This is a genomic window from Streptomyces sp. NPDC040410 (assembly GCF_055595715.1).
This window is the reverse complement of the sequence record NZ_JBVIVK010000011.1, coordinates 157,601-181,630: the sequence shown is the minus strand read 5'-3', so window position 1 is coordinate 181,630 and position 24,030 is coordinate 157,601. Positions and strand designations below refer to the sequence as shown.

At 71.8% G+C, this 24,030-nt stretch carries 25 protein-coding genes; 11 read left to right on the top strand and 14 right to left on the bottom strand.

Annotated elements, in window-relative coordinates:
• Window positions 1-255 precede the first annotated feature (255 nt).
• The 7 genes from ACZ562_RS22625 (at window position 256) to ACZ562_RS22595 (ending at window position 6,667) form a co-directional block, all read left to right on the top strand.
• A complete protein-coding gene (locus tag ACZ562_RS22625) occupies window positions 256-558 on the top strand; it encodes an urease subunit gamma (protein WP_010988499.1) in 303 nt (100 codons plus the stop codon).
• 10 nt (window positions 559-568) lie between these two features.
• Entirely contained in the window at window positions 569-880 is a 312-nt protein-coding gene (locus ACZ562_RS22620; protein ID WP_471181968.1) for an urease subunit beta, read from the top strand.
• Window positions 873-2,594 (top strand): urease subunit alpha, encoded by a 1,722-nt coding sequence (locus ACZ562_RS22615; protein ID WP_471181966.1) that lies wholly within the window; start codon window positions 873-875, stop codon window positions 2,592-2,594. Before ACZ562_RS22620 ends, ACZ562_RS22615 begins: the two co-directional genes overlap by 8 nt.
• An 11-nt stretch (window positions 2,595-2,605) precedes the next feature.
• Window positions 2,606-3,280, top strand: a complete 675-nt coding sequence (locus ACZ562_RS22610; protein ID WP_471182244.1) for an urease accessory protein UreF — start codon at window positions 2,606-2,608, stop codon at window positions 3,278-3,280.
• Window positions 3,281-3,492: 212 nt separating this feature from the next.
• On the top strand, window positions 3,493-4,182 hold the full coding sequence (gene ureG, locus ACZ562_RS22605; protein ID WP_471181964.1) for an urease accessory protein UreG: 690 nt from the start codon (window positions 3,493-3,495) through the stop codon (window positions 4,180-4,182).
• Window positions 4,179-4,937: an urease accessory protein UreD gene (locus ACZ562_RS22600; protein ID WP_471181962.1), complete on the top strand. Its 759-nt coding sequence runs from the start codon at window positions 4,179-4,181 to the stop codon at window positions 4,935-4,937. Before ureG ends, ACZ562_RS22600 begins: the two co-directional genes overlap by 4 nt.
• A gap of 128 nt (window positions 4,938-5,065) precedes the next feature.
• Window positions 5,066-6,667 carry an alpha/beta hydrolase gene (locus ACZ562_RS22595; protein WP_471181959.1) on the top strand — a complete coding sequence of 534 codons (1,602 nt, stop codon included), beginning with the start codon at window positions 5,066-5,068 and terminating at the stop codon, window positions 6,665-6,667.
• Window positions 6,668-6,783: 116 nt separating this feature from the next.
• Here the strand turns inward: ACZ562_RS22595 and ACZ562_RS22590 are convergent, their stop codons facing one another.
• From ACZ562_RS22590 to ACZ562_RS22555, 8 genes are all read right to left on the bottom strand, one after another.
• Complete coding sequence (locus ACZ562_RS22590) at window positions 6,784-6,951, bottom strand: hypothetical protein (protein WP_471181957.1); 168 nt, start codon at window positions 6,949-6,951, stop codon at window positions 6,784-6,786.
• 125 nt (window positions 6,952-7,076) lie between these two features.
• The gene (locus ACZ562_RS22585) at window positions 7,077-7,802 is read right to left on the bottom strand and encodes a lysophospholipid acyltransferase family protein (RefSeq protein WP_471181954.1); all 726 of its coding nucleotides are present in this window, start codon (window positions 7,800-7,802) and stop codon (window positions 7,077-7,079) included.
• Between the two features lie 209 nt (window positions 7,803-8,011).
• Window positions 8,012-9,241 (bottom strand): PP2C family protein-serine/threonine phosphatase, encoded by a 1,230-nt coding sequence (locus ACZ562_RS22580; RefSeq protein ID WP_471181951.1) that lies wholly within the window; start codon window positions 9,239-9,241, stop codon window positions 8,012-8,014.
• 81 nt (window positions 9,242-9,322) lie between these two features.
• Window positions 9,323-9,724 carry an effector-associated constant component EACC1 gene (locus tag ACZ562_RS22575; protein ID WP_471181948.1) on the bottom strand — a complete coding sequence of 134 codons (402 nt, stop codon included), beginning with the start codon at window positions 9,722-9,724 and terminating at the stop codon, window positions 9,323-9,325.
• Window positions 9,681-10,958: an nSTAND1 domain-containing NTPase gene (locus ACZ562_RS22570; RefSeq protein WP_471181945.1), complete on the bottom strand. Its 1,278-nt coding sequence runs from the start codon at window positions 10,956-10,958 to the stop codon at window positions 9,681-9,683. The genes ACZ562_RS22575 and ACZ562_RS22570 overlap by 44 nt, the downstream gene beginning before the upstream one ends.
• Before the next feature lie 459 nt (window positions 10,959-11,417).
• Window positions 11,418-12,644, bottom strand: coding sequence for an ornithine--oxo-acid transaminase (rocD, locus tag ACZ562_RS22565; RefSeq protein ID WP_471181942.1), 1,227 nt, complete (start codon window positions 12,642-12,644; stop codon window positions 11,418-11,420).
• Window positions 12,641-13,453 carry a dimethylargininase gene (ddaH, locus tag ACZ562_RS22560; RefSeq protein ID WP_471181940.1) on the bottom strand — a complete coding sequence of 271 codons (813 nt, stop codon included), beginning with the start codon at window positions 13,451-13,453 and terminating at the stop codon, window positions 12,641-12,643. The genes rocD and ddaH overlap by 4 nt, the downstream gene beginning before the upstream one ends.
• Window positions 13,454-13,576: 123 nt before the next feature.
• Window positions 13,577-14,092 (bottom strand): Lrp/AsnC family transcriptional regulator, encoded by a 516-nt coding sequence (locus ACZ562_RS22555; protein WP_471181937.1) that lies wholly within the window; start codon window positions 14,090-14,092, stop codon window positions 13,577-13,579.
• 100 nt (window positions 14,093-14,192) lie between these two features.
• Here ACZ562_RS22555 and ACZ562_RS22550 point away from each other — a divergent pair, with 100 nt between their 5' ends.
• The 4 genes from ACZ562_RS22550 to ACZ562_RS22535 all read left to right on the top strand — a co-directional run bounded on the left by ACZ562_RS22550 (window position 14,193) and on the right by ACZ562_RS22535 (window position 18,700).
• Window positions 14,193-14,942, top strand: a complete 750-nt coding sequence (locus tag ACZ562_RS22550) for a LytR/AlgR family response regulator transcription factor (RefSeq protein WP_471181934.1) — start codon at window positions 14,193-14,195, stop codon at window positions 14,940-14,942.
• A 1-nt stretch (window position 14,943) separates the two neighbouring features.
• On the top strand, window positions 14,944-15,303 hold the full coding sequence (locus ACZ562_RS22545; protein ID WP_471181932.1) for a hypothetical protein: 360 nt from the start codon (window positions 14,944-14,946) through the stop codon (window positions 15,301-15,303).
• A 5-nt stretch (window positions 15,304-15,308) separates the two neighbouring features.
• Window positions 15,309-17,021: a sodium/solute symporter gene (locus tag ACZ562_RS22540; RefSeq protein WP_471181929.1), complete on the top strand. Its 1,713-nt coding sequence runs from the start codon at window positions 15,309-15,311 to the stop codon at window positions 17,019-17,021.
• Between the two features lie 464 nt (window positions 17,022-17,485).
• On the top strand, window positions 17,486-18,700 hold the full coding sequence (locus ACZ562_RS22535) for a sensor histidine kinase (protein ID WP_471181926.1): 1,215 nt from the start codon (window positions 17,486-17,488) through the stop codon (window positions 18,698-18,700).
• 4 nt (window positions 18,701-18,704) lie between these two features.
• On the opposite strand, the gene ACZ562_RS22530 is transcribed toward ACZ562_RS22535, so the two are convergent.
• The 6 genes from ACZ562_RS22530 to ACZ562_RS22505 form a co-directional block, all read right to left on the bottom strand.
• On the bottom strand, window positions 18,705-18,875 hold the full coding sequence (locus ACZ562_RS22530; RefSeq protein WP_371673008.1) for a hypothetical protein: 171 nt from the start codon (window positions 18,873-18,875) through the stop codon (window positions 18,705-18,707).
• 13 nt (window positions 18,876-18,888) lie between these two features.
• Window positions 18,889-19,095 carry a hypothetical protein gene (locus ACZ562_RS22525; RefSeq protein WP_471181923.1) on the bottom strand — a complete coding sequence of 69 codons (207 nt, stop codon included), beginning with the start codon at window positions 19,093-19,095 and terminating at the stop codon, window positions 18,889-18,891.
• A 475-nt stretch (window positions 19,096-19,570) separates the two neighbouring features.
• A complete protein-coding gene (locus tag ACZ562_RS22520; RefSeq protein WP_471181920.1) occupies window positions 19,571-20,521 on the bottom strand; it encodes a cytochrome c oxidase assembly protein in 951 nt (316 codons plus the stop codon).
• Between the two features lie 191 nt (window positions 20,522-20,712).
• Window positions 20,713-21,738, bottom strand: a complete 1,026-nt coding sequence (locus ACZ562_RS22515; RefSeq protein ID WP_471181917.1) for a 6-phosphofructokinase — start codon at window positions 21,736-21,738, stop codon at window positions 20,713-20,715.
• A 218-nt stretch (window positions 21,739-21,956) separates the two neighbouring features.
• Window positions 21,957-22,685 (bottom strand): type 1 glutamine amidotransferase, encoded by a 729-nt coding sequence (locus tag ACZ562_RS22510; protein WP_471181914.1) that lies wholly within the window; start codon window positions 22,683-22,685, stop codon window positions 21,957-21,959.
• 44 nt (window positions 22,686-22,729) lie between these two features.
• Window positions 22,730-23,968 carry a DUF1727 domain-containing protein gene (locus ACZ562_RS22505; protein ID WP_471181912.1) on the bottom strand — a complete coding sequence of 413 codons (1,239 nt, stop codon included), beginning with the start codon at window positions 23,966-23,968 and terminating at the stop codon, window positions 22,730-22,732.
• Window positions 23,969-24,030: the final 62 nt, after the last annotated feature.

Sequence of the window (24,030 nt, the reverse complement as noted above, 5' to 3'; positions counted from 1 at the left end):
TCCCCCCCCCACCCCCCCCAACCCCCCCCCCCCCCCCCCCCCCCCCCCCCCCCCCCCCCCCCCCCCCCCCCCCCCCACAACGCCGCCCCCCCCCGGTCCTGTCGGCTGATGAGCATCCGGACCCGCAAACCCTGGCCTGATGGTCACAGCTCGGTTAACTTTCCCGAAACTCGGCCCAACTAGCCTGCCGATCCACGCCACCAGGGACTTTGCCCCCGGGGCAGCGGGTCCGGAGCGAGGACTGTGAGGTGGGACGTGCAACTGACCCCGCACGAGCAAGAGAGGCTGCTCATCCACGTGGCGGCCGACGTGGCAGAGAAGCGCCGGGCCCGCGGCCTCAAGCTGAACCACCCCGAAGCGGTCGCGCTCATCACGTCGCACATCCTCGAAGGCGCGCGTGACGGCCGGACGGTCGCCGAGCTGATGTCCTCCGGGCGCAAGCTGCTCACCCGGGACGACGTCATGGAGGGCATCCCCGAGATGATCCACGACGTCCAGGTCGAGGCGACCTTCCCGGACGGCACCAAGCTCGTCACCGTCCACGACCCGATCGTCTGAGGAGGGCCGGATGATTCCCGGCGAGATCCTGTTCGCAGAGGACCCGGTCGTCTACAACGAAGGCCGTCAGGTCACCCGGCTGACCGTGCTCAACGCCGCCGACCGGCCGGTCCAGGTCGGCTCCCACTACCACTTCGCCGAGGCCAACCCCGGTCTGGACTTCGACCGCGCCGCCGCGCGCGGCAAGCGGCTCAACATCGCCGCCGGGACCGCAGTGCGCTTCGAGCCCGGAATCCCCGTCGACGTCGAACTCGTCCCGCTCGCCGGCGCCCGCGTCGTGCCCGGGCTGCGCGGGGAGACCGGAGGTGCCCTCGATGCCTGAGATCTCCCGTGCCGCGTACGCCGACCTGTTCGGCCCGACGACCGGCGACCGCATCCGGCTCGCCGACACCGACCTTCTGATCGAGATCGAGGAAGACCGCTCCGGCGGACCCGGACTCGCCGGTGACGAGGCCGTCTTCGGCGGCGGCAAGGTCATCCGCGAATCCATGGGCCAGGCGCGCGCTACGCGCGCAGACGGCACCCCGGACACCGTGATCACGGGTGTGGTGATCGTCGACCACTGGGGGATCGTCAAGGCCGACGTCGGCATCCGAGACGGCCGGATCACCGGGATCGGCAAGGCCGGCAACCCCGACACCATGGACGGGGTGCACCCGGACCTCGTCATCGGTCCCGAGACCGAGGTCATCGCGGGCAACGGACGGATCCTCACCGCGGGCGCCATCGACGCGCACGTCCACTTCATCTGCCCGCAGATCGCCGACGAGGCGCTCTCCGCCGGCATCACGACCCTGGTGGGCGGCGGCACCGGACCGGCCGAGGGCTCGAAGGCGACCACAGTGACACCCGGACCCTGGCACCTGGCCAGGATGTTCGAGGCGATGGAGGAGTACCCGCTCAACTTCGGTCTGCTCGGCAAGGGCAACACCGTCTCGCACGACGCGATGCTGTCCCAGATCCGCGGCGGCGCGCTCGGCCTCAAGCTGCACGAGGACTGGGGGTCGACGCCCGCCGTCATCGACGCCTCGCTGACCGTCGCCGACCGGACCGGCATCCAGATCGCCATCCACACCGACACCCTCAACGAAGCCGGTTTCGTGGGCGACACGCTCGCCGCGATCGCCGGACGCGGCATCCACGCCTACCACACCGAGGGAGCGGGCGGCGGACACGCGCCGGACATCATGACCGTGGTCTCCGAGCCCCACGTGCTGCCCAGCTCGACCAACCCGACCCGGCCCTTCACCGTCAACACCGCCGAGGAACACCTCGACATGCTGATGGTGTGCCACCACCTCAACCCGGCCGTCCCCGAGGACCTCGCCTTCGCCGAGTCCCGGATCCGGCCGTCCACCATCGGGGCTGAGGACATCCTCCACGACCTCGGCGCCATCTCGATCATCTCCTCCGACTCCCAGGCCATGGGACGCGTGGGCGAGGTCGTCATGCGGACCTGGCAGACCGCCCATGTCATGAAGCGGCGACGGGGCGCGCTGCCCGGTGACGGGCGCGCCGACAACCGCCGGGTACGTCGCTATGTCGCCAAATACACGATCAACCCCGCGCTCGCACAGGGACTCGCCCGCGAGGTCGGCTCCGTCGAGAGCGGCAAACTCGCCGACCTGGTGCTGTGGGAGCCCGCGTTCTTCGGGGTCAAGCCGCACCTCGTCATCAAGGGCGGGCAGATCGCGTACGCGCAGATGGGCGACGCCAACGCCTCCATCCCGACCCCGCAGCCGATCCTGCCGCGCCCGATGTACGGGGCGATCGGGCGGGCGCCCGCGTCCAACTCGTTCAACTTCGTGGCGCCGCTCGCGATCGAGGACGGGCTGCCGGAGCGGCTCCAGCTCGGAAAGCGGTTCGTGCCGATCGACTCGACGCGCGGGGTCACCAAGGCCGACCTGCGGGAGAACGACGCGCGGCCCGACGTGCGCGTCGACCCCGACAGCTTCGCCGTGCACATCGACGGGGAACTCGTCGAGGCGACACCTGCCGCCGAACTGCCCATGGCCCAGCGCTACTTCCTCTTCTGATGTCCGGTCCGATGTCGAGGGGGGCGCTGCTGGTCCTGGCCGACGGACGCTTTCCCGCCGGAGGGCACGCGCACTCCGGCGGGGCCGAGGCAGCCGTCAAGGCCGGGAGGGTCACGGGGGCCGCGAGCCTGGAGGACTTCTGCCGGGGGCGGCTGCACACGGCGGGGCGGGTCGCGGCGGCGCTGGCCGCGGCCGCCGCACTCGGTGTGGACCCCGCTTTGCTGGACGCGGCAGCCGACGCCCGGACGCCGTCGCCCGCGTTGCGGTTCGCCGCGCGCAGGCTGGGACGGCAGCTGATGCGGGCCGCCCGGGCGATCTGGCCCTCGGACGAACTCGACGCCGTGGCAACCGAGTTCCCCAGGGGGGCGCATCAGCCGGTGGTGCTGGGGTTCGCGGCGCGGTCGGCGGGGCTGGGGGCCGCCGATGCCGCGTACTGCGCGGCATACGAGAGTGTGAGCGGGCCGGCAACGGCGACGGTGCGGTTGTTGAGCCTTGACCCCTTTGACGCGACCGCGGTGCTGGCTCGGCTGGCGCCGGAGCTGGACCGGGTGGTCGATCAGGCGGTGGAGGCGGCGGGGAGGGTGGTCGACGAAGGGGTCGATGCGCTGCCGGCGGCGTCCGCGCCACTGCTGGAGATCTCCGCGGAGGCGCATGCCGGGTGGCCTGTGCGGCTGTTCGCCTCGTAGGAGCTGGTCGCACCCGCCGCCCCTACCCGTCCCGTCCCCAGGGGCTCCGCCCCTCCGACCCCGCCCGGGGGCTTTTACCCCCTGGACCCCCATCGGCCTGACGGCCTCGTCCTCGAACGCCGGACGGGCTGAGATTGCCACCCGGAGTGCCACCCCAGGGCCGAGAGGTCCGACAGGCGAAGGCACCGGAGAAAGCCAACAGGAGCCACCCCATGCATCTCGACCACTCACACTCCCGCGCTCACGACGGTCCCGCCGCCGTCAGCGCCGACGCGCGTCGGTCCGACGGCTCGCGGCGGGCGCTTCGGATCGGGCTCGGTGGGCCCGTCGGGTCCGGTAAGACGGCCACCGTCGCCGCGCTGTGCCGTGCGCTGCGGGACGAGCTGTCCCTCGCCGTCGTCACCAATGACATCTACACGCGTGAGGACGCGGAGTTCCTGCTCCGCGAGGCCGTGCTGCCGCCCGAGCGGATCACCGCCGTGGAGACGGGGGCCTGCCCGCACACCGCGATCCGGGACGACATCTCCGCCAACCTCGAAGCGGTCGAGGACCTGGAGGACGAGGTCGGGCCGTTGGATCTCGTCCTCGTCGAGTCCGGCGGGGACAATCTGACCGCGACCTTCTCCAAGGGGCTCGTCGACGCGCAGATCTTCGTGATCGACGTGGCCGGCGGAGACGACATTCCCCGCAAGGGCGGGCCCGGTGTCACGACGGCCGACCTGCTCGTGGTGAACAAGACCGACCTCGCGCCGTACGTCGGCTCCGATCTCGGGCGAATGGCCGACGACGCCAAGGTCCAGCGGGCCGAACTTCCGGTCGTCTTCCAGTCGCTCAGGAGCGAGGCCGGGGTGACGGACGTCGCCGCCTGGGTGCGGGCGCGGCTCGCGGCGTGGACGGCATGACGGGCGCGGGAGTACGGGCCACGGCGCGGATCGGCGCGCGGGGCGACGGCAGAGGCGGTACGTCCCTGCCCGTTCTCGAGGGCGATGGGCCGCTGGCGCTGCGCCGGACCCGGGGGAGCGGCGCCGAGGCGCGCGTCGTGCTCGTCGGGGCGATGAGCGGGCCGCTCGGCGGAGACCACTTCACGGTGGAGGCCGATGTGGCGGACGGGGCGAAGCTGCGGGTCGGATCGGCCGCCGCGACCATCGCCCTGCCGGGCCAGGCCAAGGAGGGAGCCCGCTACGATGTGCGGCTCACCGTCGCCGACGGAGGTGAACTGCACTGGCTGCCCGAGCAGTTGATCTCCGCGCGGGCAAGCGACCTGTACGTCACCACGTACGCCGACCTCGGCGCCACGGCTCGGCTGGTGCTGCGCGAGGAGCAGGTGCTCGGGCGGGCCGGTGAGGAACCCGGACGGCTCGGCAGCCGTCTTCGTCTGCGGATCGCGGGGCGGACCGTCCTCGACCAGGAGCTGGCCTGCGGGCCCGGAGCACCGGGTGGCTGGGACGGCCCCGCCGTGCTGGCGGGATATCGTGCCGTGGGACAACTTCTTGTCGTGCGGCCCGAGTTCGCGTGCGAGCCGGTGACGGCGCGGACGCTGGGGGAGGGGGCCGCGGTGGTCCCGCTGGCGGGGCCGGCCGCGCTGGTGACCGCCGTGGCGCCGAACGCGCTCAGGCTGCGAGGGCTGTTGGACGAGGTGCTGGACTCCTTGGCCTAGGTTCCGCCGAGCGAACGGACCTCTCCGTTTATCGGATTGGCAAAGAAGGTCAACCACCCCTGTTCTCAGGGAGCTCACAGCCGAGAGGATCCCTGTACCAATCGCAACGATGTACGGGGAGGCCCTACTTGAGGGACAACAGACCGAAGAGCCGGGTCCTGACACTCGGTTCGGCCGGAGCGTTCGTCACGGCGACACTGATCGCGGGCGCCGTGGCGGCGCCCTCCGCCAGTGCGAGCGCGGGGAGCCGGCCGGGACAGGACCGTGAGGCCCGCGGGGCCGCGATCGCCGCCGAGCGGGCCGCGAAGGCCGGGATCGACTGGCAGGACTGTCCCGCCGACTGGGGACTGGAGAAGCCGATCCAGTGCGGCTGGGTCACCGTGCCGCTCAACTACGCCAAGCCGAACGGCAAGCAGATCAAGCTGGCCGTCGACCGCATCGGCAGCACGGGGACCAAGGCGGAGCGCCAGGGCGCGCTCATCTACAACCCCGGCGGGCCGGGCGGCTCCGGCCTGCGCTTCCCGCGCCGTGTCACCACCAAGAACCCCCTGTGGGTGAACACCTCGAAGGCGTACGACTTCGTGGGCTTCGACCCGCGCGGTGTCGGCCACTCCGCGCCGATCTCCTGCATTGACCCGCAGGAGTTCGTGAAGGCGCCCAAGGCGGACCCGGTGCCGGACTCCGAGGCCGACAAGCGCGCCCAGCGCAAGCTCGCCCGTGAGTACGCGGACGGCTGCTACGAGCGCAGCGGCGAGATGCTGCCGTACATGACCACGCCGAACACCGCGCGCGACCTGGACGTGATCCGGGCGGCGCTCGGTGAGAAGAAGCTCAACTTCCTGGGCGTCTCCTACGGCACCTACATCGGCGCCGTCTACGGCACGCTGTTCCCGGGCCATGTCCGCAGGATGATCGTCGACAGCGTGGTCAACCCGTCGCGGGAGAAGATCTGGTACGAGGCCAACCTCGACCAGGACGTCGCCTTCGAGGGCCGCTGGAAGGACTGGCAGGACTGGGTCGCCGCCAACGACGCCACCTTCCACCTCGGCACCACCCGCGCCGCCGTCCAGGACCAGTGGCTCAAGCTGCGCGCCACCGCGAAGAAGAACCCCATCGGCGGGGTCGTCGGCCCGGCCGAGCTGATCGGGTTCTTCCAGAGCGCCCCGTACTACGACTCCTCGTGGGTGCCCGTCGCCACCGTGTTCAGCGAGTACGTCGCCGGCGACACCCAGGCGCTCGTCGACGCCGCCGCCCCGGACCTGTCCGACACCGCGGGCAACGCCGCCTCGGAGAACGGCAACGCCGTCTACACGGCGGTCGAGTGCACCGACGCCAAGTGGCCCACCGGCTGGCGGAGGTGGGACCGGGACAACACGCGGCTGCACAAGGACCACCCGTTCATGACCTGGGCCAACGCATGGATGAACCTGCCGTGCGCCACCTGGCCGGTCAAGCAGCAGACCCCGGTGAACGTGAAGACCCGCAAGGGCCTTCCCGGGGTGCTGATCGTGCAGTCCGAGCGTGACGCGGCCACCCCGTACGAGGGCGCCGTCGAACTGCACAAGCGTTTCAAGGGCTCCCGTCTCATCACCGAGGAGAACGCGGGCTCCCACGGAGTGACCGGCCTGGCCAACCCGTGCGTCAACGATCGGGTGGACGCCTACCTGCTCACCGGCAAGCTGGACGGCGCCGACGTGACGTGCACGCCGCACGCCACGCCGAAGCCGTAACACCGGCAGCCGTACGAGGTGAGGGGCGGCCGGAGTCACCGGCCGCCCCTTCCCCATCCCGCCGGCCAGGCGTCCCCCGCCGCGTAGCCGAAGAGGTCGCCGTACGCCTCGAACATCTACGGGTACGCCTCCCGCCGGTCCCGCCCGGCGAGCCGCCCCTCGATCCGGGCGACGGCGTCGGCGCTCGCGGCCCGCACGCTCCCGGGCCGGCCCTCGTTGCGCCCGCCTCCCCGCGGGACGGCCGTCACCTGCCGGCCGTCCCGGGCCAGCGCACCCACGGCCACCGCCCGATCTGTCCCGTCGCTCCGATCACCACAGCACGTCTCATGCCGGGACGGTACGGGTGTCCCGCTCCCCTGCGCCACGGTGCCCTGCCGACGGCAGACGCGGCCGGGGGCAGCCGTGGCTGCTAACCGAGCGGTATCCGCGGGAAGCGGCGCTCCCTGCCGGACTGCGCAGCGGCTTCCTCCGCCTTCACGACGGCCGCGTACTGGTCGACGTACTCCTGCTCGGACAGCGACAGGATCGCGTACATGATCTCGTCGGTGACGGCGCGCAGGACCGCCTTCTCGTTCTCCATGCCGGCGTACCGGGAGAAGTCGAGGGGCTTGCCGAAGCGGATCACCACGGGGTGGATGTTGGGAATCACCTTGCCGGGCGGCTGCGCCTCGAAGGTGCCGATCATGGCGCAGGGGATGACCGGTACCCGGGCCTTGAGCGCCATCACCGCGACGCCGACCTTGCCCTTGTAGAGGCGGCCGTCGTGGGAGCGCGTGCCCTCCGGGTAGATGCCCAGCAGTTCGTCCTTGCGCAGCACGCCGAGACCCTCGCGGATCGCGGCCTGGCCCGCCTCCTTGCCGGAGCGGTCGACCGGGATCTGCCCGGCGCTGCGGAAGAAGGCCGCGGTGAGCCGCCCCTTGATGCCGGGGCCCGTGAAGTACTCGGCCTTCGCGAGGAAGGTGATGCGCCGCTTGAGGACCGCGGGCATCAGGAAGTGGTCCGAGAACGAGAGGTGGTTGCCGGCCACGATGGCGGGGCCCGACTGCGGCACGTGTTCGAGACCCTCTATTCGGGGCCGGAAGACCAGTCTCAGCAGAGGTCCCAGCAACACGTATTTGAGTACGTAGTAGAACAAGGGGTTCGCTCCTCACTCCGGCGGATCGCCTCAACCGCCGTGTTTCAGCAGGTCAACCGCGTGCCGTGGGGCTGTCAGTGTAGGTGCGGGCGTGGTCACTTGGAACCGGGCCGGGCGGCGTGGCGTAATCACCGGGTACCTATGGCGGGCGCCCGCTTCTTGAATCCCGGGGCCCATGTGCTGTACCACGCAAGGATTCTGATGTTCCGTCATAGCTGCACCACGATCAGAGCGGTGTCGTCGGTGGCGCCGCCGGGCGGCAGCAGTTCGAGCAGGACGGCGTCCGCGAGCCGCTCGGGGTCCGTCGCACGATGGCGGCGGAGGGAGTCGGCGAGGCGCGCCAGACCGGTGTCGATGTCCTCGTGGCGGCGCTCGATCAGACCGTCGGTGTACAGCACGAGAGTCGCGCCGTCGGTGAACGAGGTGGCGGCCTCCAATCTCGGGACGGGGTCGGGAGGGGCGTCCAGCGGCGGGTCGGTGGCCCGGTCGAGAAACTCCACGCGGCCGTCCGGGTGGACCAGTGCGGGCGGGGGGTGGCCGGCACTGCTGTAGGCGATCGTGTGGTGGTCGAAGTCGACGAACGTGGTGACCGCGGTCGCCGACTCGGCGCCGTCGACCACGTGTGCGTACCGCCCCAGGACGTCCAGCGCCTCGGCGGGGCCCTCGGCGACGCGGGAGGCGGCCGTCAGCGCGCTGCGCAGCTGGCCCATGACCCCCGCGGCCTCCAGTCCGTGGCCGACCACGTCGCCCACGGACACACCGAGGCGGTCGCCGCCCACCAGGTCGACCAGGTCGTACCAGTCCCCGCAGACGTTCAGCGAGCCGGCGGCCGGACGGTAGCGCACGGCGGCCCGGTGAGGGCCCAGCTGCCGGGGCGCGGGCAGCATCGCCTCCTGCAGGGCGAGGGCGACCTCGCGCTCGCGGGCGTGCGCCTGGCGCAGCCGGTCGTTGAGTTCCTGGAGTTCGCGGGCGCGTGTGTACAACTCGGCTTCGAGCACCCGCGCCCGGCTCCCGCCGGGGCCGCCGCGGGCCCTGATCAGTTCCGTGACCTCCTCCACCCGGTGCACCAGCAGGACCACCTTTCCGTCCGGTCCGTGCAAGGGGGCGTTGACCGGGCTCCAGTAGCGTTCCTCCCACTCCCCGGGCCGGTCGTTGTCCTCCAGGTCGTACCGCTGCAGAGCCATCGTGTCGCGTTCGCCGGTGGCCAGCACCCGGCGCAGCGAGGCCTCCAGGTCGCGCATGCCCGTCGCGGCGGGGTCGTTCGGATTGTCCGGGAATACGTCGAACAGATAACGGCCGACCACCTGCTCGCGCCTGCGGCCCGCCACCCGGAGGAACTCCTCGTTGGCGTCCGCGTACACGAGGTCCGGCGTCAGCAGTGCCACCATGCCGGGCAGGGCCTGGAACACCGCGGCGTAGTCGATCGTCGAGTCATTCATGGCTCCCGCTCTCACCACCGGGAGCACCAGTTTCCCACGTTGTGCCGGTTTGGGGCGGGATCGGCCGGAGCGGGGGAGGGCTCATGGAGCACCGGACGGGTCGTCGGAGCGGGGCGGCGGGGGTTCTGTCTGAGTGCCGAGGGCTTCGATGATCCGGGCCACGTTCTCGTGGGAGTCGTCGTACACGGTGACGGTGATCCCGTCGTGTTCGAAGCGGAGACGCGGTGGTCGTGTCCTGGTGCCGCGCCAGGTGAGGACGGCCAGGACGAAGGCGCCCAGGTCCAGCCCCGAACCCAGAACGGCGTTGACGGCCTCGAACGCACCGCCCATCTCACCGGGACGGACGGGCGCGGCGGCCAGGGCGAGCCGGGCGTCCGTCTCGCGGACCGCGTCGTCCTCGCGTACCCAGCGGTACAGCTCGGCCAGCGCAGGCCCGTCGTCAGGGCTGCCGTCGTGGGAGTCGAACGTGACCGAGATGCGCAAGACGACTCTCCTCAGCCGGTCGGGCAGGTGGTGCGGAAGGGCAGGCCGTCCGTGTAGCGCGGCCACTCCTTGCGGTCGAGGCCCCGCCCCGCGAGGACGCAGCCACGCTCGACGGGGTGGGTGACGATCGCGGCGATGCGGCCCACGTCCCAGACGACCCCACGGCCCGCCGTGACCTCGGCGCCCCACTCGGTGGCCGCGAGGGACCGGCGGTCCGGCCCGACTCCCACTCGTGGGCCGTGTCGATCAGCTGCTGCTCGGCCAGCAGCCGGGCACGATCGGTGTCGAGCCACGACCGCATCCGCGGCCAGGCCCGCAGCAGCGCCTCGTGGACGATCTCCAGGGTGTCCTGTTCGGCGGCGATCAGCCGCGTGTCCTCGGCGGTGAACGCCTCGAGCACGGCCGCACCGCGGCCGGGGTCGGGCAGCGTCGCCAGCAAACGCTCGCGTTCCACCCTGCGCCGGGTGTCGTGCGCACCGTCCCCGAGTTGCACCAGACGCAGCAGCAGGGCCTGGGCGGTCTCCCGGCCGGGCTCGTCCAGCCGGTGCAGGGCCCGCTCCGCGGTGGCGGCGAGGGCTCCGTGGATACCGTCCGTGCGCCGGTAGCCGGCTGCGGTGAGGGCATCGCCCTTGCTCTCCTGCCAGGAGGTGAACAAGGCGTGTGACAGCAGAGGCAGCCGCCCCGCCTCGTACGACTGCGAGTGGCCGCCGTCGCCCGGGGGGATGCCGAGGTCGGCGAGCAGCAGCTCGACGAGACCCGGCTCCAGTTCGAGACCGGTCCTGGCGGCGGGCCGCGTGATCGTCTCACGGACCTCGGACTCGGTCATCGGCCCGACCACCACAGGCCGCGCCTCCAAGGTCCGCGTCAGCTCCGGCCTGGCGACGCACGCGCCGTAGAAGTCGGCACGCAGGCCGATCGTCACGAGCGCCGACGGCTCGCCGCTGAGCAGGCCGTGTCCCACGTAGTAGACGACGAGCAGCCCCTGCGCCTCGTCGACCGCCGCGCCGATCGCCTCGCCCATCTCCATGGGTGACGGCGGATCGAGCAGCGTCCGGACGGACTCCGGGACCATTCCGCACTGTTCGGTCAGGACCCGGCGCAGGTCGAGCAGGGTGTACGGCACCGCGTCGATGTCCGGGAGCGTGGAACCCGGGCGATGCCGCCCCGTGCCGAGGAGAAGGACCCGGGCACCGCCGATGCCGTTCCATCGTCGCGAGGCCGTCCCCCTGCGCATGCACGTCCCCCGGAGCTCTGCTCGTACACACCCCGGCACCGGCCGCCACACGGCCCGGAGTCGTCAGGGCACTCACTGTAGTGACGGCCCGTGGCTCCGGTGGGGAAAGCCGACCGCGCTACGCCGATCGACCTACTGCCCAGCGGGCACCCCGGCCGAGGGCGGTCAGCCGCATCATCCTGGATTCCGCCCGCTCACCCCCAGCGCCCGCTCGAAGACCGAGACGTCGGCGGCCACGGTCACGGGTGGGCCGAAGCTGCCGTTGGCCCGTGCCTGCTCGCCATCTGCTCGACCACGCCCATGGCCGCCTGCGCGGTCTCCTCGCCGATCCTGAAGGGCCGGCCCGCGGCACGTGCCAGGTCCCAGCCGTGCACGGCGAGTGTGACAGCCCCGACGAGGCCCCGACGCTGAAGGGAGCCCGCCGGTGTCCGGCGGGCTCCATCGATGATCCGTCCGCTGTCAGGCCCCCTGCGCCAGAACCCCCTCCAGCGCCCCCAGCGCCCCCACCAGCTCCTCGCCGGTGATCGTGAGCGGCGGTGCCAGCCGGATCGTCGAGCCGTGGGTGTCCTTGACGAGGACGCCCTCCCGCATGAGGCGAGCGCTCACCTCGCGGCCGGTTCCCATGGCGGGGTCGATGTCGACGCCCGCCCACAGCCCGCGCGCCCGGAAGCCGACGACGCCCTTGCCCACCAGGTCCGCGAGCCCGCCGCGCAGTAGCACGCCCAACTCGGCCGCGTGGCGCTGGAATTCACCGGCCTCCAGCAGATCGACCACGGCCGTGCCGACCGCGGCGGCGAGAGGGTTGCCGCCGAACGTCGACCCGTGCTCACCCGGCCGCAGCACCCCGAGCACGTCCCGGCGGCCGACCACCGCGGACACGGGGACGATGCCGCCGCCCAGCGCCTTGCCGAGCAGCAGCAGGTCGGGGACGACCGACTCGTGCTCGACGGCGAGTGTACGGCCGGTGCGGCCGAGCCCCGACTGGATCTCGTCCGCGATGAACAGGCATCCCTTGCGGCGCGTCAGCTCCCGTACGCCGGTCAGGTAGCCCTCGTCCGGAATGATGACGCCCGCCTCGCCCTGGATGGGCTCGATCAGCACGGCCGCCGTCGTCTCGTCTACCGCCGCCTCCAGCGCGGCCAGGTCGTTGTACGGGACGATCCGGAAGCCCGGAGTGAAGGGGCCGAAGCCCGTCCGGGCCGTCTCGTCCGTGGAGAAGCTGACGATCGTGGTCGTACGGCCGTGGAAGTTCTCCGCCGCGACCACGATGGTCGCCTGGTCGGCCGGGACGCCCTTGACCTCGTACGCCCATTTGCGGGCCACCTTGATGCCGCTCTCGACCGCTTCGGCGCCGGTGTTCATCGGCAGCACCATGTCCAGGCCCGTCAACCCGGCCAGCCGCTCGGCGAACTCGGCGAGCCGGTCGTTGTGGAAGGCGCGCGAGGTGAGCGTCAGCCGGTCGAGCTGCTGGTGGGCCGCCTCGATCAGCGCGGGGTGGCGGTGGCCGAAGTTCAGGGCCGAGTAGCCGGCCAGCATGTCGAGGTAGCGGCGGCCCTCGACGTCCTCCACCCAGGTGCCCTCGGCGCGGGCGACGACCACCGGCAGCGGGTGGTAGTTGTGCGCCAGGACCGGTTCCTCGGCGCGGATCAGGTCGGCGGACGAACGCGTGGTGACGGGAGCGGTCATGAACGGATCTCCTGAGTGCAGCACTTGATGCCGCCGCCGGCCTTCCGGAACTCGGACAGGTCGACGGGGACGGGGACGTAGCCGTGGTCGTCGAGACGGGCGGCGAGCGCCTCCGCCTGCGGCGCGATGAAGACGTGGCGGCCGTCGGACACGGAGTTGAGACCGAACGCCGTCGCGTCCTCACGGGTGGCGAGCACCGCGTCCGGATAGAGGCGCTCCAGCACCTCACGGCTGCCGGGCGAGAACGCCTCCGGGTAGTACGCGATGTTGTCGTCGTCCAGGACGAACAGGGCGGTGTCCAGGTGGTAGAAGTACGGGTCCACCAAGGTCAGGCTGATCACCGGATGGCCGAAGAACTCCTGCACCTCACGGTGTGCCTCGCGCGTGGTCCGGAATCCGGTGCCGGCCAGGACGTACCGGCCCGTCCAGACCAGGTCGCCCTCGCCCTCGCACACGGTCTCGGGCCGGTACACGTCGAAACCGGCACCCTTGAACCACGTCTCGTAGTGCGTGGACTCGGGGCGGCGCTCGGGCGCGTGGAAGAGGGAGCCGAAGACGCGGCCGCCGACGACGACCGCCGAGTTCGCGGCGAAGACCATGTCCGGGAGACCGGCGACCGGCTCCACGGTGTCAACGGTGTGACCGTGGGCGCGGTAGGCGCGGATCAGCGCCTGCCACTGCTCCTGGGCCAGATCGACGTCGACATGGGCGTCGGGATGCATCCAGGGGTTGATCGCGTACTGCACGGCGAAGTGTCTGGGTTCGCAGACGAGGAAGCGCCGCCGGCGCGGCACACGGCTGTCTGGCACAGAGGGGTTCCTCCGCTTCCTGGGGTGTCGACTGGGGTTGACACCAAGGTAGAAAGCGACCCGGACGCCCGACAAGGAACAGGAGCTGCGTGTTCGCGCAGGAATGCTGCGTTCTCAGGCCGCTCAGCGCACGTCTGGTGCGTCGATCGGAGCGTCCTCCGGCGCGGCGTGGAGGGCACCCGCCTCGGGGCTCTCCGGGATGAGGTGGGACAGCACCATCACGCTGATCGTCTTGCGGACGAACGGCTCCGCCCGGATCCGCTCCAGCACCTCCTCGAAGTGCTCCACGTCCCGCGCCCGCACATGCAGCAGCGCGTCCGCGCCCCCCGTCACCGTCATCGCCGCCGTGATCTCCGGATGGTTGCGCACCACCTCCGCGAGCCGCCGCGGCGGGGCCGCGCCCTCGCAGTAGACCTCGACGTACGCCTCCGTCCGCCAGCCCAGCGCCGACGGCTGGACCGTGGCCGTGAACCCCGTGATCACCCCCGTCTCGCGGAGCCGGTCCACGCGCCGCTTGACCGCCGTCGAGGACAGGCCGATCGCCGCCCCGATCTCGGCGAAGCTGGTCCGGGCGTTCGCCATCAGAGCGGTGATGATCTTGCGGTCGAGCTCGTCGAACGGCGTGGTCCTGCTGTTCATGTCGGCACTGTATCCAGCGACGACGTGCACACCCCAGCCACCGGAGACGTCCGCACCGGCACGTGTCCAGACGTGCGGATTGCTCCTACACTCCACGTTCATGCTGCGCGCCCTCGCCGTCGACGACGAACGCCCCTCGCTCGAGGAACTGCTCTACCTGCTGAACGCGGACCCCCGCATCGGGAGCGCGGAGGGCGCCGGTGACGCGACCGGGGCGCTGCGCCGGATCAACCGCGCGCTGGAGTCGGGCCCGGGCGGGCCGGAGGCGATCGACGTCGTCTTCCTCGACATCCACATGCCCGGCCTCGACGGGCTGGACCTGGCCCGGCTGCTGTCCGGCTTCGCCAAGCCGCCGCTCGTCGTCTTCGTCACCGCCCACGAGGACTTCGCCGTGCAGGCCTTCGACCTGAAGGCCGTCGACTACGTGCTCAAACCGGTGCGCAAGGAACGGCTCGCGGAGGCCGTCCGCCGGGCCGCCGAACGCGGCGAAGCCGCCCCCCGGATCCCCGTGCACGAGCCCGACCCCGACCACATAGCCGTCGAACTGGGCGGAGTGACCCGCTTCGTCTCCGTCGGCGACATCACGCACGTCGAGGCCCGCGGCGACTACGCCCGCCTGCACACCGACAAGGGCAGCCACCTCGTACGCATACCCCTGTCCACCCTGGAGGAGCGCTGGCGCTCCCGCGGCTTCGTGCGCATCCACCGCCGCCACCTCGTCGCACTGCGCCACATAGGCGAACTCCGACTGGACGCCGGCACCGTGACCGTCCTGGTCGGCGCCGAGGAACTCCAGGTCAGCCGAAGACACGCGCGCGAACTGCGGGACCTGCTGATGAGGAGGTCGTGAGGTGCCCCAGGAGCCCGGCGAACGCCGTGTCGCCGTCACCGGCCCGCCTCGCCGCGCCCGCCGCGCCTTCGGCTACTACCGGCCGCGCACCGAGATCGACGAGCAGACCACCCTCGGCCACACCTACGTCCGCTCCCTGATGCGCACCCAACTGCGCTCCGCCCTCGCCGTGTTCGCGGTCCTGGGCATGCTCGTCGGCCCGCTGCCGCTGGTCTTCGCGACGATGCCGGACGCCCGCCGCCTGGAGTGGGCGGTGCTCGGCTTCTGCCTCTACGCCCCGCTGGTGCTGCTCGCCCGCTGGTACGTGCGGCGGGCGGAGCGCAACGAACGGGACTTCGTGCGCCTGGTCGAGGACCGCTGACCGCAGTGAACTCCAGCTACGCCGTCCCCGCCGTCGCCCTCGTCGTCGTGGCGACCGTCCTGGTCGGCGCGTTCGGCCTGCGCATCTCCCGGACCACCTCCGACTTCTACGTCGCCTCCCGCACCGTCGGCCCCCGCCTCAACGCGGCCGCCATCAGCGGCGAGTACCTCTCCGGCGCCTCCTTCCTCGGCATCGCGGGCCTGGTCCTGGTCCAGGGCCCCGACATGCTCTGGTACCCGGTCGGCTACACGGCCGGCTACCTGGTCCTCCTCCTGTTCGTCGCCGCCCCGCTGCGCCGCTCCGGCGCCTACACGCTGCCCGACTTCGCCGAGGCCCGTCTCGCCTCCCAGGCGGTACGACGGCTGGCCGGGGCCTTCGTCATCGGCGTCGGCTGGCTCTACCTGCTGCCCCAGCTCCAGGGCGCCGGACTGACGCTGGCGGTCCTCACCGGCGCGCCCGACTCGCTCGGCGGGATGATCGTGGCGGGCGTCGTGGTCGCCACCGTCGCCGCCGGCGGCATGCGCAGCATCACCTTCGTGCAGGCCTTCCAGTACTGGCTCAAACTCACCGCTCTGCTCGTTCCCGCCCTCTTCCTGGTCCTCGCCTGGCAGGGCGACGGAGCACCCCGCCGCGCCTTCGAGGAACCGGTGACCTTCCGCGAGCAGCGGGTCGTCCGTGTCGACGACAGCCTCGACCTGAAGCTGGAGCGGCCCCTGACCGTCACGGTGAACGGCACGGTCGACGGCAGCCCGCACGACGACGAACGGCTCCGGCTACCCGCCGGTACGCACCACATCCAGCAAGGCACCCGGCTGACGTTCGACCAGGGCGCCGCCGTCCCGGCCGCCGACCGCGGCAGCAACGGCGGCATGTCGACCTCCCTGGCCGCGGGCCGCGAGGAACGGCCGCTCTACGCCACGTACGGGCTGATCCTCGCCACCTTCCTCGGCACCATGGGCCTGCCGCACGTCGTCGTCCGCTTCTACACCAGCCCGCACGGCGTCGCCGCCCGGCGCACCACGGTCGCCGTGCTCGGCCTGATCGGCGCCTTCTACCTCCTGCCGCCCGTGTACGGCGCGCTCGGCAGGCTCTACGCCCCCGAACTCGCCATCACCGGCGACGCCGACGCCGCCGTCCTGCTGCTGCCGGACCGCATGATCGGCGGCGTGGGCGGCGACCTGCTCGGCGCGCTGGTGGCGGGCGGGGCCTTCGCCGCGTTCCTGTCCACGGCGTCGGGGCTGACCATGGCCGTGGCCGGTGTGCTGACGCAGGACGTCCTCCCCACCCGCGGCGTACGGCACTTCAGACTCGGCACGGTGCTCGCGATGGCCGTACCCCTCGCGGCGAGCGTGCTGGCCGGCGGGCTGCCGGTCGCCGACGCCGTCGGGCTCGCCTTCGCCGTCTCCGCGTCGTCGTTCTGCCCGCTGCTCGTCCTCGGCATCTGGTGGCGGCGGCTGACCCCGCCCGGCGCGGCCGCCGGGATGCTGGCGGGCGGCGGTTCCGCGTTCGTGGCCGTGGCCGCCACCATGGCGGGCCTCCCCGGCACGGGCCCGCTGCACGCCCTGCTCGCGTGGCCCGCACTGTGGTCCGTGCCGCTGGGCTTCCTCACCATGGTGCTGGTGTCCCTGGCCACCTCCGGCCGGGTGCCTCCGGGCACGGGGGCGATCCTGGCCCGGTTCCATCTGCCGGAGGAACTGCGGGCGGAGGTCAAGGCATGACGAGTCGCCGAAGAGCACGGGGAGCGGTCGCTGTGCGCTCGTGGCCGGGGGCGAGGGCACGGCGGCAGGGCGGGCCGGGGGGGTGTTGCCGTCGGTTGGGTGCGGGCCGGAGGCGAGAGTGTGGCGGGTTGCGGGCGGGCCCGGGGTGTTGTCCGTCTGTGGTGCGGGCCGGAGGAGAGGGCACGGCGGGCCGGGGTGGCGTCGGGGGTCTCGTGCGGGCCGGGAGTCGACGGCACGACCAGTCGCCGAAGAGCACGGGGAGCGGTCGCTGTGCGCTCGTGGCCGGGGGCGAGGGCACGGCGGCCGGGCGGGCCGGGGGTGTTGTCCGTCTGTGGTGCGGGCCGGAGGAAGGACACGGCGGGCCGGGGTGGCGTCGGGGGTCTCGTGCGGGCCGGGAGTCGACGGCATGACGTTCGGGGCAGAGCCCGGGATGCCCTGGTCCCGGCTCGAAGGGAGGTGAAGGCATGAGCGGTTTCCTGGCGGGCCTGTGCGTGGCCGTCCTCCCGCTGCTGGCCGCGGGGTTCTGGCTGGGGCGGCGCACCGCGCGCCCCGAGAGCCTCGGCGGGCTCGGAACCCCCGTCGAGCACGCGACCTTCCAGACCCTGCACACCGCCTCCCTCGCCGCGCCCCCGCTGCGGGCCGGGCTGACGGAGGAGACCGCCCGCAAGTCCGCCCGCAGACTGCGCTCCCTGCTCGGCACGGACGCGCTGTGCCTGACCGACGAGAAGGCGGTCCTGGCCTGGGACGGCGTGGGCGGCCACCACCGCCCCGAGATCACGGAGCGCCTCGCCGGCCCCCTGGAGACCGGTCGAGGCGAGGCCTTCCGGTTGACCTGCGACGCCCCCGACTGTCCCGTCCGCTGGGCCGTCATCGCCCCGCTCACCGTCGACGACCGCGTGTACGGTGCCCTCGTCGCCTGCGCACCCCGAGAGTCCGCGGTCCTGGTACGGGCCGCCGGAGAAGTCGCCCGCTGGGTGTCCGTGCAACTCGAACTCGCCGACCTGGACCGGTCCCGCACCCGCCTCATCGAAGCGGAGATCAAGGCCCTGCGCGCCCAGATATCCCCGCACTTCATCTTCAACTCGCTGGCGGTGATCGCCTCGTTCGTCCGCACCGACCCCGAACGTGCCCGCGAACTCCTCCTGGAGTTCGCGGACTTCACCCGCTACTCGTTCCGCAGGCACGGCGACTTCACCACCCTCGCCGACGAACTCCACGCCATCGAGCACTACTTGGCGCTCGTCCGGGCCCGCTTCGGCGACCGTCTCTCCGTCACCCTGCAGATCGCCCCCGAGGTGCTGCCGGTCGCGTTGCCCTTCCTGTGCCTGCAGCCGCTCGTCGAGAACGCCGTCAAACACGGACTGGAGGGCAAGGCAGTGTCTGCCGGCAGGAGCCGCATCAGCATCACCGCCCAGGACGCCGGCGCCGAGGCCTTGGTGATCATCGAGGACGACGGCGCCGGAATGGACCCCGACGTGCTGCGCAGCATCCTCGCCGGCGAGGTCGGTCCGTCCGGAGGCATCGGGCTGTCCAACGTCGACGACCGGCTCCGTCAGGTCTACGGAGACGACTACGGCCTGGTGATCGAGACCGCCGTGGGAGCGGGTATGAAGATCACCGCCCGGCTGCCGAAGTACCAGCCGGGGGTGCACTCGGCGGGGCGGCTCGCCGCAGGGTGAAGGGTCAGGTGCTGCGCGTGGCGACCATCCCGAGTGTGATCAGGCCCAGCACGACCCAGCCGAACCACAGCCAGCCGTTGCTGCCGAGCGCCACCGTGTAGGCCGTCACCACGACGAGTCCGCCGACGGTGAGCACCCCCATCGTCTTCGTGGAACCGTTCGTAGAACCGGGCATCGCGACACCCTCCTCATGGTTCGGTCCCCTCCATGGTGCCCCCGTTCTGCTTCCGGACGGTGCACACGACGAAACGTGTGCCGCACTTCCAGGGGCCCGCGCTCGTCCAGGGCCCGTCCTTGTACACGGCCGGGCCGAAGCCGTACTCGTCCGGCGCGACCTCTCGCGCAGACGCCGCGGCCGAGCCGGGACGGGCTTCGGCGAGTGTGACCTCGGGCACCCAGCCGGGTGAATCCGAGTACCTCCTCGTGGTGCGGGCGGCCACAGAAGAGCAGGCGGGCGTCGCGGCTGGAACGCACGTCCAGGCGGTCCCGCCGCGGCATGGTCGCCGCGTCGGCGAAGCCCGAGCCGGGCCGCGCCGGCCGCCGAGAGGCCCGTACACCGGGCCCGTGCGCACCCAGCGGCAGACAGGCGGTGCGCCGCCCGGCGGCCTCGAAACCGGCGCCGGTGGGCACGACGGCCAGGCTGCGCACATCAGCGAGTTTCTCCCGCGGCTCCCGCCTCCGCTCCGGGCCAGGCCGGGCCGACGCGCCTCCTCCGCGGAAGCGGTCGCCACCTCGAAGGACCCAGCGGATCGCCGCACGAACGCCTCACGGCGGGCCCGGAACGGAGTGAGCCGGTCGAGATACTCCGGAGTCTCGCACGGGCCGACTGCGGCGATGCTCGCCCACGCCCGTGCCTTCCGGTGATTGCTGTCAGTTCCCGCGTGCGTTCAGTGAGGCCAGGTAGGCGTTGTATGCCTCGAGTTCCTTGTCGCCGTCGCGGTCGGCGGCCCGGTCCTTGCGCTTGGCCTGCCGCTGTTCCGAGCCGTACCACTGGAACAGCAGCGCGATCAGCACCAGCACGGACGGGATCTCGCTGAACGCCCACGCGATGCCGCCGGCGGCGTTCTGGTCCGACAGCGCGTCGATGCCGAGCGAGGCGGGCGGGTTCTTGAACGTCTCGATCATGGGTGTGGTCGCCATCATGAGCGCGATGCCGAAGAACGCGTGGAACGGCATGCCCGCGAACAGCTCCAGCATCCGCATCAGGTAGCCCGGCCGGTTGGGCCCGGGGTCCACACCCATGATCGGCCAGAAGAAGACCAGGCCGACGGCGAGGAAGTGCACCATCATCGTGATGTGCCCCGTCTTGGAGCCCATCAGGAAGTCGAACAGCGGCGTGAAGTACAGCGCGTACAGGCTCGCGATGAACATCGGGATGGTGAACGCGGGATGCGTGACGATACGCATGTAACGGCTGTGCAGGAACATCAGCAGCAGCTCGCGCGGCCCCTTGCGGCCCCGCCCCGCCGTGGGCAGCGCGCGCAAGGCCAGCGTGACCGGGGCGCCGAGCAGGATCAGGATCGGCGACAGCATGCTGATGACCATGTGCTGCACCATGTGCACGCTGAACATGACCATCCCGTAGTCGTTCAGCCTGGTGCACATCACGAATGCGATGGTCAGCACGCCTACGGTGTACGCGACCGTGCGCCCCACCGGCCACGCGTCCCCGCGCCGCCGCAGCCGCACCACACCCCAGCCGTAGAGTCCCAGCCCCAGGAGACAGGCGACGAGGAAGAACGGGTCCGCAGACCACTCGAGCCCCCGCCCCAGCGTGAACGGCGGCAGATCCATGGTCGTGCCGTGCCCGCTGTGATCCATCCAACGGCTCCTGGTTCGTACGGGTTGTGCGCTGTCTGTCCGAACCCAGAGTAGAACCGCCCCCGGCAACGAATGTCACCGGGGGCGCTACAGCGCCCCAAGAGGCGCGGGAACCGCGCGATCAACCGCACACAGTCCGCGGTCCGCGAAAAACCGCACGGACCGAGCCCTTGCCGGCTACCGGCGGCACATCACAGAACGCACTCCGCCTCGGCATACCGCTCATCGGGAACCGTCTTCAGCGTCTCCACCGCCTCCGCCAGCGACACCATCACGATGTCCGTCCCCCGCAGCGCGGTCATCCGGCCGAACTCACCTCGGTGCACCGCCTCCACCGCATGCCACCCGAACCGCGTGGCCAGCACCCGGTCGTACGCCGTGGGCGTCCCGCCCCGCTGGACGTGCCCGAGGATGACCGGCCGCGCCTCCTTGCCGAGGCGGTGCTCCAGCTCCAGCGAGAGCTGCCGCGCGATCCCGGCGAACCGCTCATGGCCGTAGACGTCCTTGCCGCCTTCGTCGAAGTCCATGGTGCCGGCCAGCGGCTTGGCCCCCTCCGCGGCGACGACGATCGCGAACCGCTTGCCGGCCTCGAACCGCTCGCCGACCCGCGCGGCCAACTCCTCGATGTCGAATGGGCGTTCCGGTACGACGATGGCGTGGGCGCCCGCCGCCATGCCGGAGTGCAGCGCGATCCAGCCGGTGTGGCGGCCCATGACCTCCACGATCAGCACGCGCTGGTGGGACTCGGCGGTGGTCTTGAGCCGGTCCAGGGCCTCGGTGGCGACCCCGACGGCCGTGTCGAAGCCGAAGGTCACGTCCGTGACCGCGATGTCGTTGTCGATCGTCTTCGGCACGCCGACGATCGGCAGACCGTTGTCCGACAGCAGCCGGGCCGCCTTGAGCGTGCCCTCGCCGCCGATCGGGATGATCGCGTCGAGCCCGAGCTCCGCGACATGACCCTTGGCCCGCTCGACGCCGTCCCGCAGGTGCTCGGGACGGACCCGGGAGGAGCCGAGGATGGTGCCGCCGCGAGCCAGGATGCCGCTCACTGCGTCGAGGTCGAGCTTGAGGTAGTCACACTCCAGGAGGCCCTTCCAGCCGTCCCGGAAGCCGATGACCTCGTCGCCGTGGTCGACGACGGCACGGTGCACGACGGACCGGATGACGGCGTTCAGGCCGGGGCAGTCGCCGCCGGACGTGAGGACACCAATGCGCATAGCCCGAAACAACCTTCTCAACGTGGGCCTGGGACCGGACCACGTTGTCCGGCTCGATCCCCGCCACCCTAGCGGCAGGAGGGGGCGGGGCCGCACCGTGCGTCCGCCTGCTGGACGGCCCCGCTCACCTGTGCGGATGCCCCGTCAGACGGGCTGGTTACGCCTGGTGAAACATGAGGTGCGCGAGACTCACGCGGGATGCTGCTCCACGGCTGTGTTCACGCAGGCTGCTCGGCGGCCGCGATGCGCTCGTTGCGCAGCGCCTCGAACCAGCGGTCGTCGGTCGGCGGCAGCGCGTTCACGTCGAGCGCCAGCTTCAGCAGCAGGTCGGCGAGCAGCGGGTTCCGCGCGAACACCGGCCCGTGCATGTACGTACCGAAGACCGTGTCGTTGTACGCGCCCTCCGTGCCGTCGCCCGTGCCGTTGCCCCTGCCGACGCGCACTTGGGCGAGCGGGCGGGCGGTGGGGCCGATGTGGGTGACGCCCTGGTGGTTCTCGAAGCCGGTCAGCTGGGGCAGGCCGAGGCGCGGGTCGATGTCGGCCAGTACGTCACCGACGCACCGCTCGCCCTCGCCGCGCACCGAGACCACGTCGAGCAGGCCGAGACCGGGCTCGCGCTGGCCGAGGTCGTTGATGAACTCGTGGCCGAGGATCTGGTAGCCGGCGCACACCGAGAACACGATCGCGCCGTTCTCCACCGCACGGGTCAGACCGCCGTCCCGGCGCAGCCGCTCCGCCGCGAGCCGCTGCGGCCGGTCCTCGCCGCCGCCGATCAGATAGATGTCGCCGGAGGTCGGGATGGGCTGGTCGCTGCGCACGTCGAGACGGGCCACGTCGAGGCCGCGCTGCCGGGCCCGGCGCTCCACGACGAGGACGTTGCCCTGGTCCCCGTAGGTGCTGAGCAGGTCCGGGTAGACCCAGACGACCCGCAGGCTGTTGTCGCTCATGAAGTCATCGTCCTTGTCGGTCAGTTGCTCGGTCGCTCAGACGCTCAGTTGCCGACGCGGCGGCGCAGGTCCTGGAACGCGGTGTAGTTCGCGATGACCTCGATGCGGCCCGGCGGGGCCGTCTGCACGGCCTGGTCGAGGTTCTCGCACACCTGGAAGTGCTGGCCCGCGATCTCCAGGCGCACCGCGAGGTCGAGCTTCCGGTCCCCGATGACGAAGATCGGGTGGCCGGTGAGCCGCGTGTAGTCGACGTCCCACAGCCATGAGGTGTCGGTGCCGTCGGCGCTGCGCGCGTTCACGGAGAGGATGACCGGCGTCGGCGGCGGATCGATCAGGCTGAACGTTTCGAGCCAGCCGGCCGGGTTCTTCGCGAGCAGCAGCCGCAGGTCGCGCTGCATGAACTGCACCACGTCGTAGCGGCCGGCCACCGCCTGCACCTGGTACATGCGCTCCAGGGCGACCTGCGGAGGCACTCCGAACACGGCGGCGACGGCGGCCGAGGAGGCGGCGTTGGCCTTGTTGGCGCGGCCCGGCAGCTGGAGGTGGATCGGCCAGGCGGAGCCGTGCGGGTCGAGGACGTGGTCGCCGGACAGCGCCCAGCTCGGCGTCGGCCGGCGGAAACCGCACTCGCCGCAGAACCAGTCCTCACCCGGGCGCTGCATCACGCCACCGCAGGACGGGCACGACCAGGCGTCGTCCTTCCACATCTGCCCGGCCGCGACCCAGATCACGTTGGGGGAGGAGGAGGCGGCCCACACGACGAGCGGGTCGTCCGCGTTGGCGACGACGACGGCCTTGGAGCCGGCGAGACCCTCGCGCCAGTTCTCCGCGAGCATGCGGGTCTCGGCGGCGCGGTCGAGCTGGTCGCGCGAGAGGTTGAGCAGGGCGATGCACTTCGGGTCGGTGTCCCGGGCGACCCCGGCGAGGTACTTCTCGTCGACCTCGATGACGCCGTACCGCGCCTCCGAGCCGCCCGCGAGTGCCGAGGTGATGCCGGCCGGCATGTTGGCGCCGAGGGCGTTGGACACGACCGGGCCCGCGGCGCGCAGCGCCTCGGCGATCAGCCGGGTGGTCGTGGTCTTGCCGTTGGTCGCCGAGACGAGAACGACGTCCAGGTTCTGGGCGAGCCGGGCGAGGAGGTCGGGGTCGAGCTTGAGTGCCACCCGGCCACCGATCACCGAACCGCTGCCGCGCCCCGCGGCGCGCGATGCCGCCGCGACCGCCTTGCCCGCGGTCACGGCGAGCTTGGCCCGCGGCGTGAGCGGGTCCGAGTTGCCTGCCATCAGTTCTCGATCCTCCTTGCGTACGCGCCGCGCCTCTGCCTGACGGCAACGTGGTGGTGGTC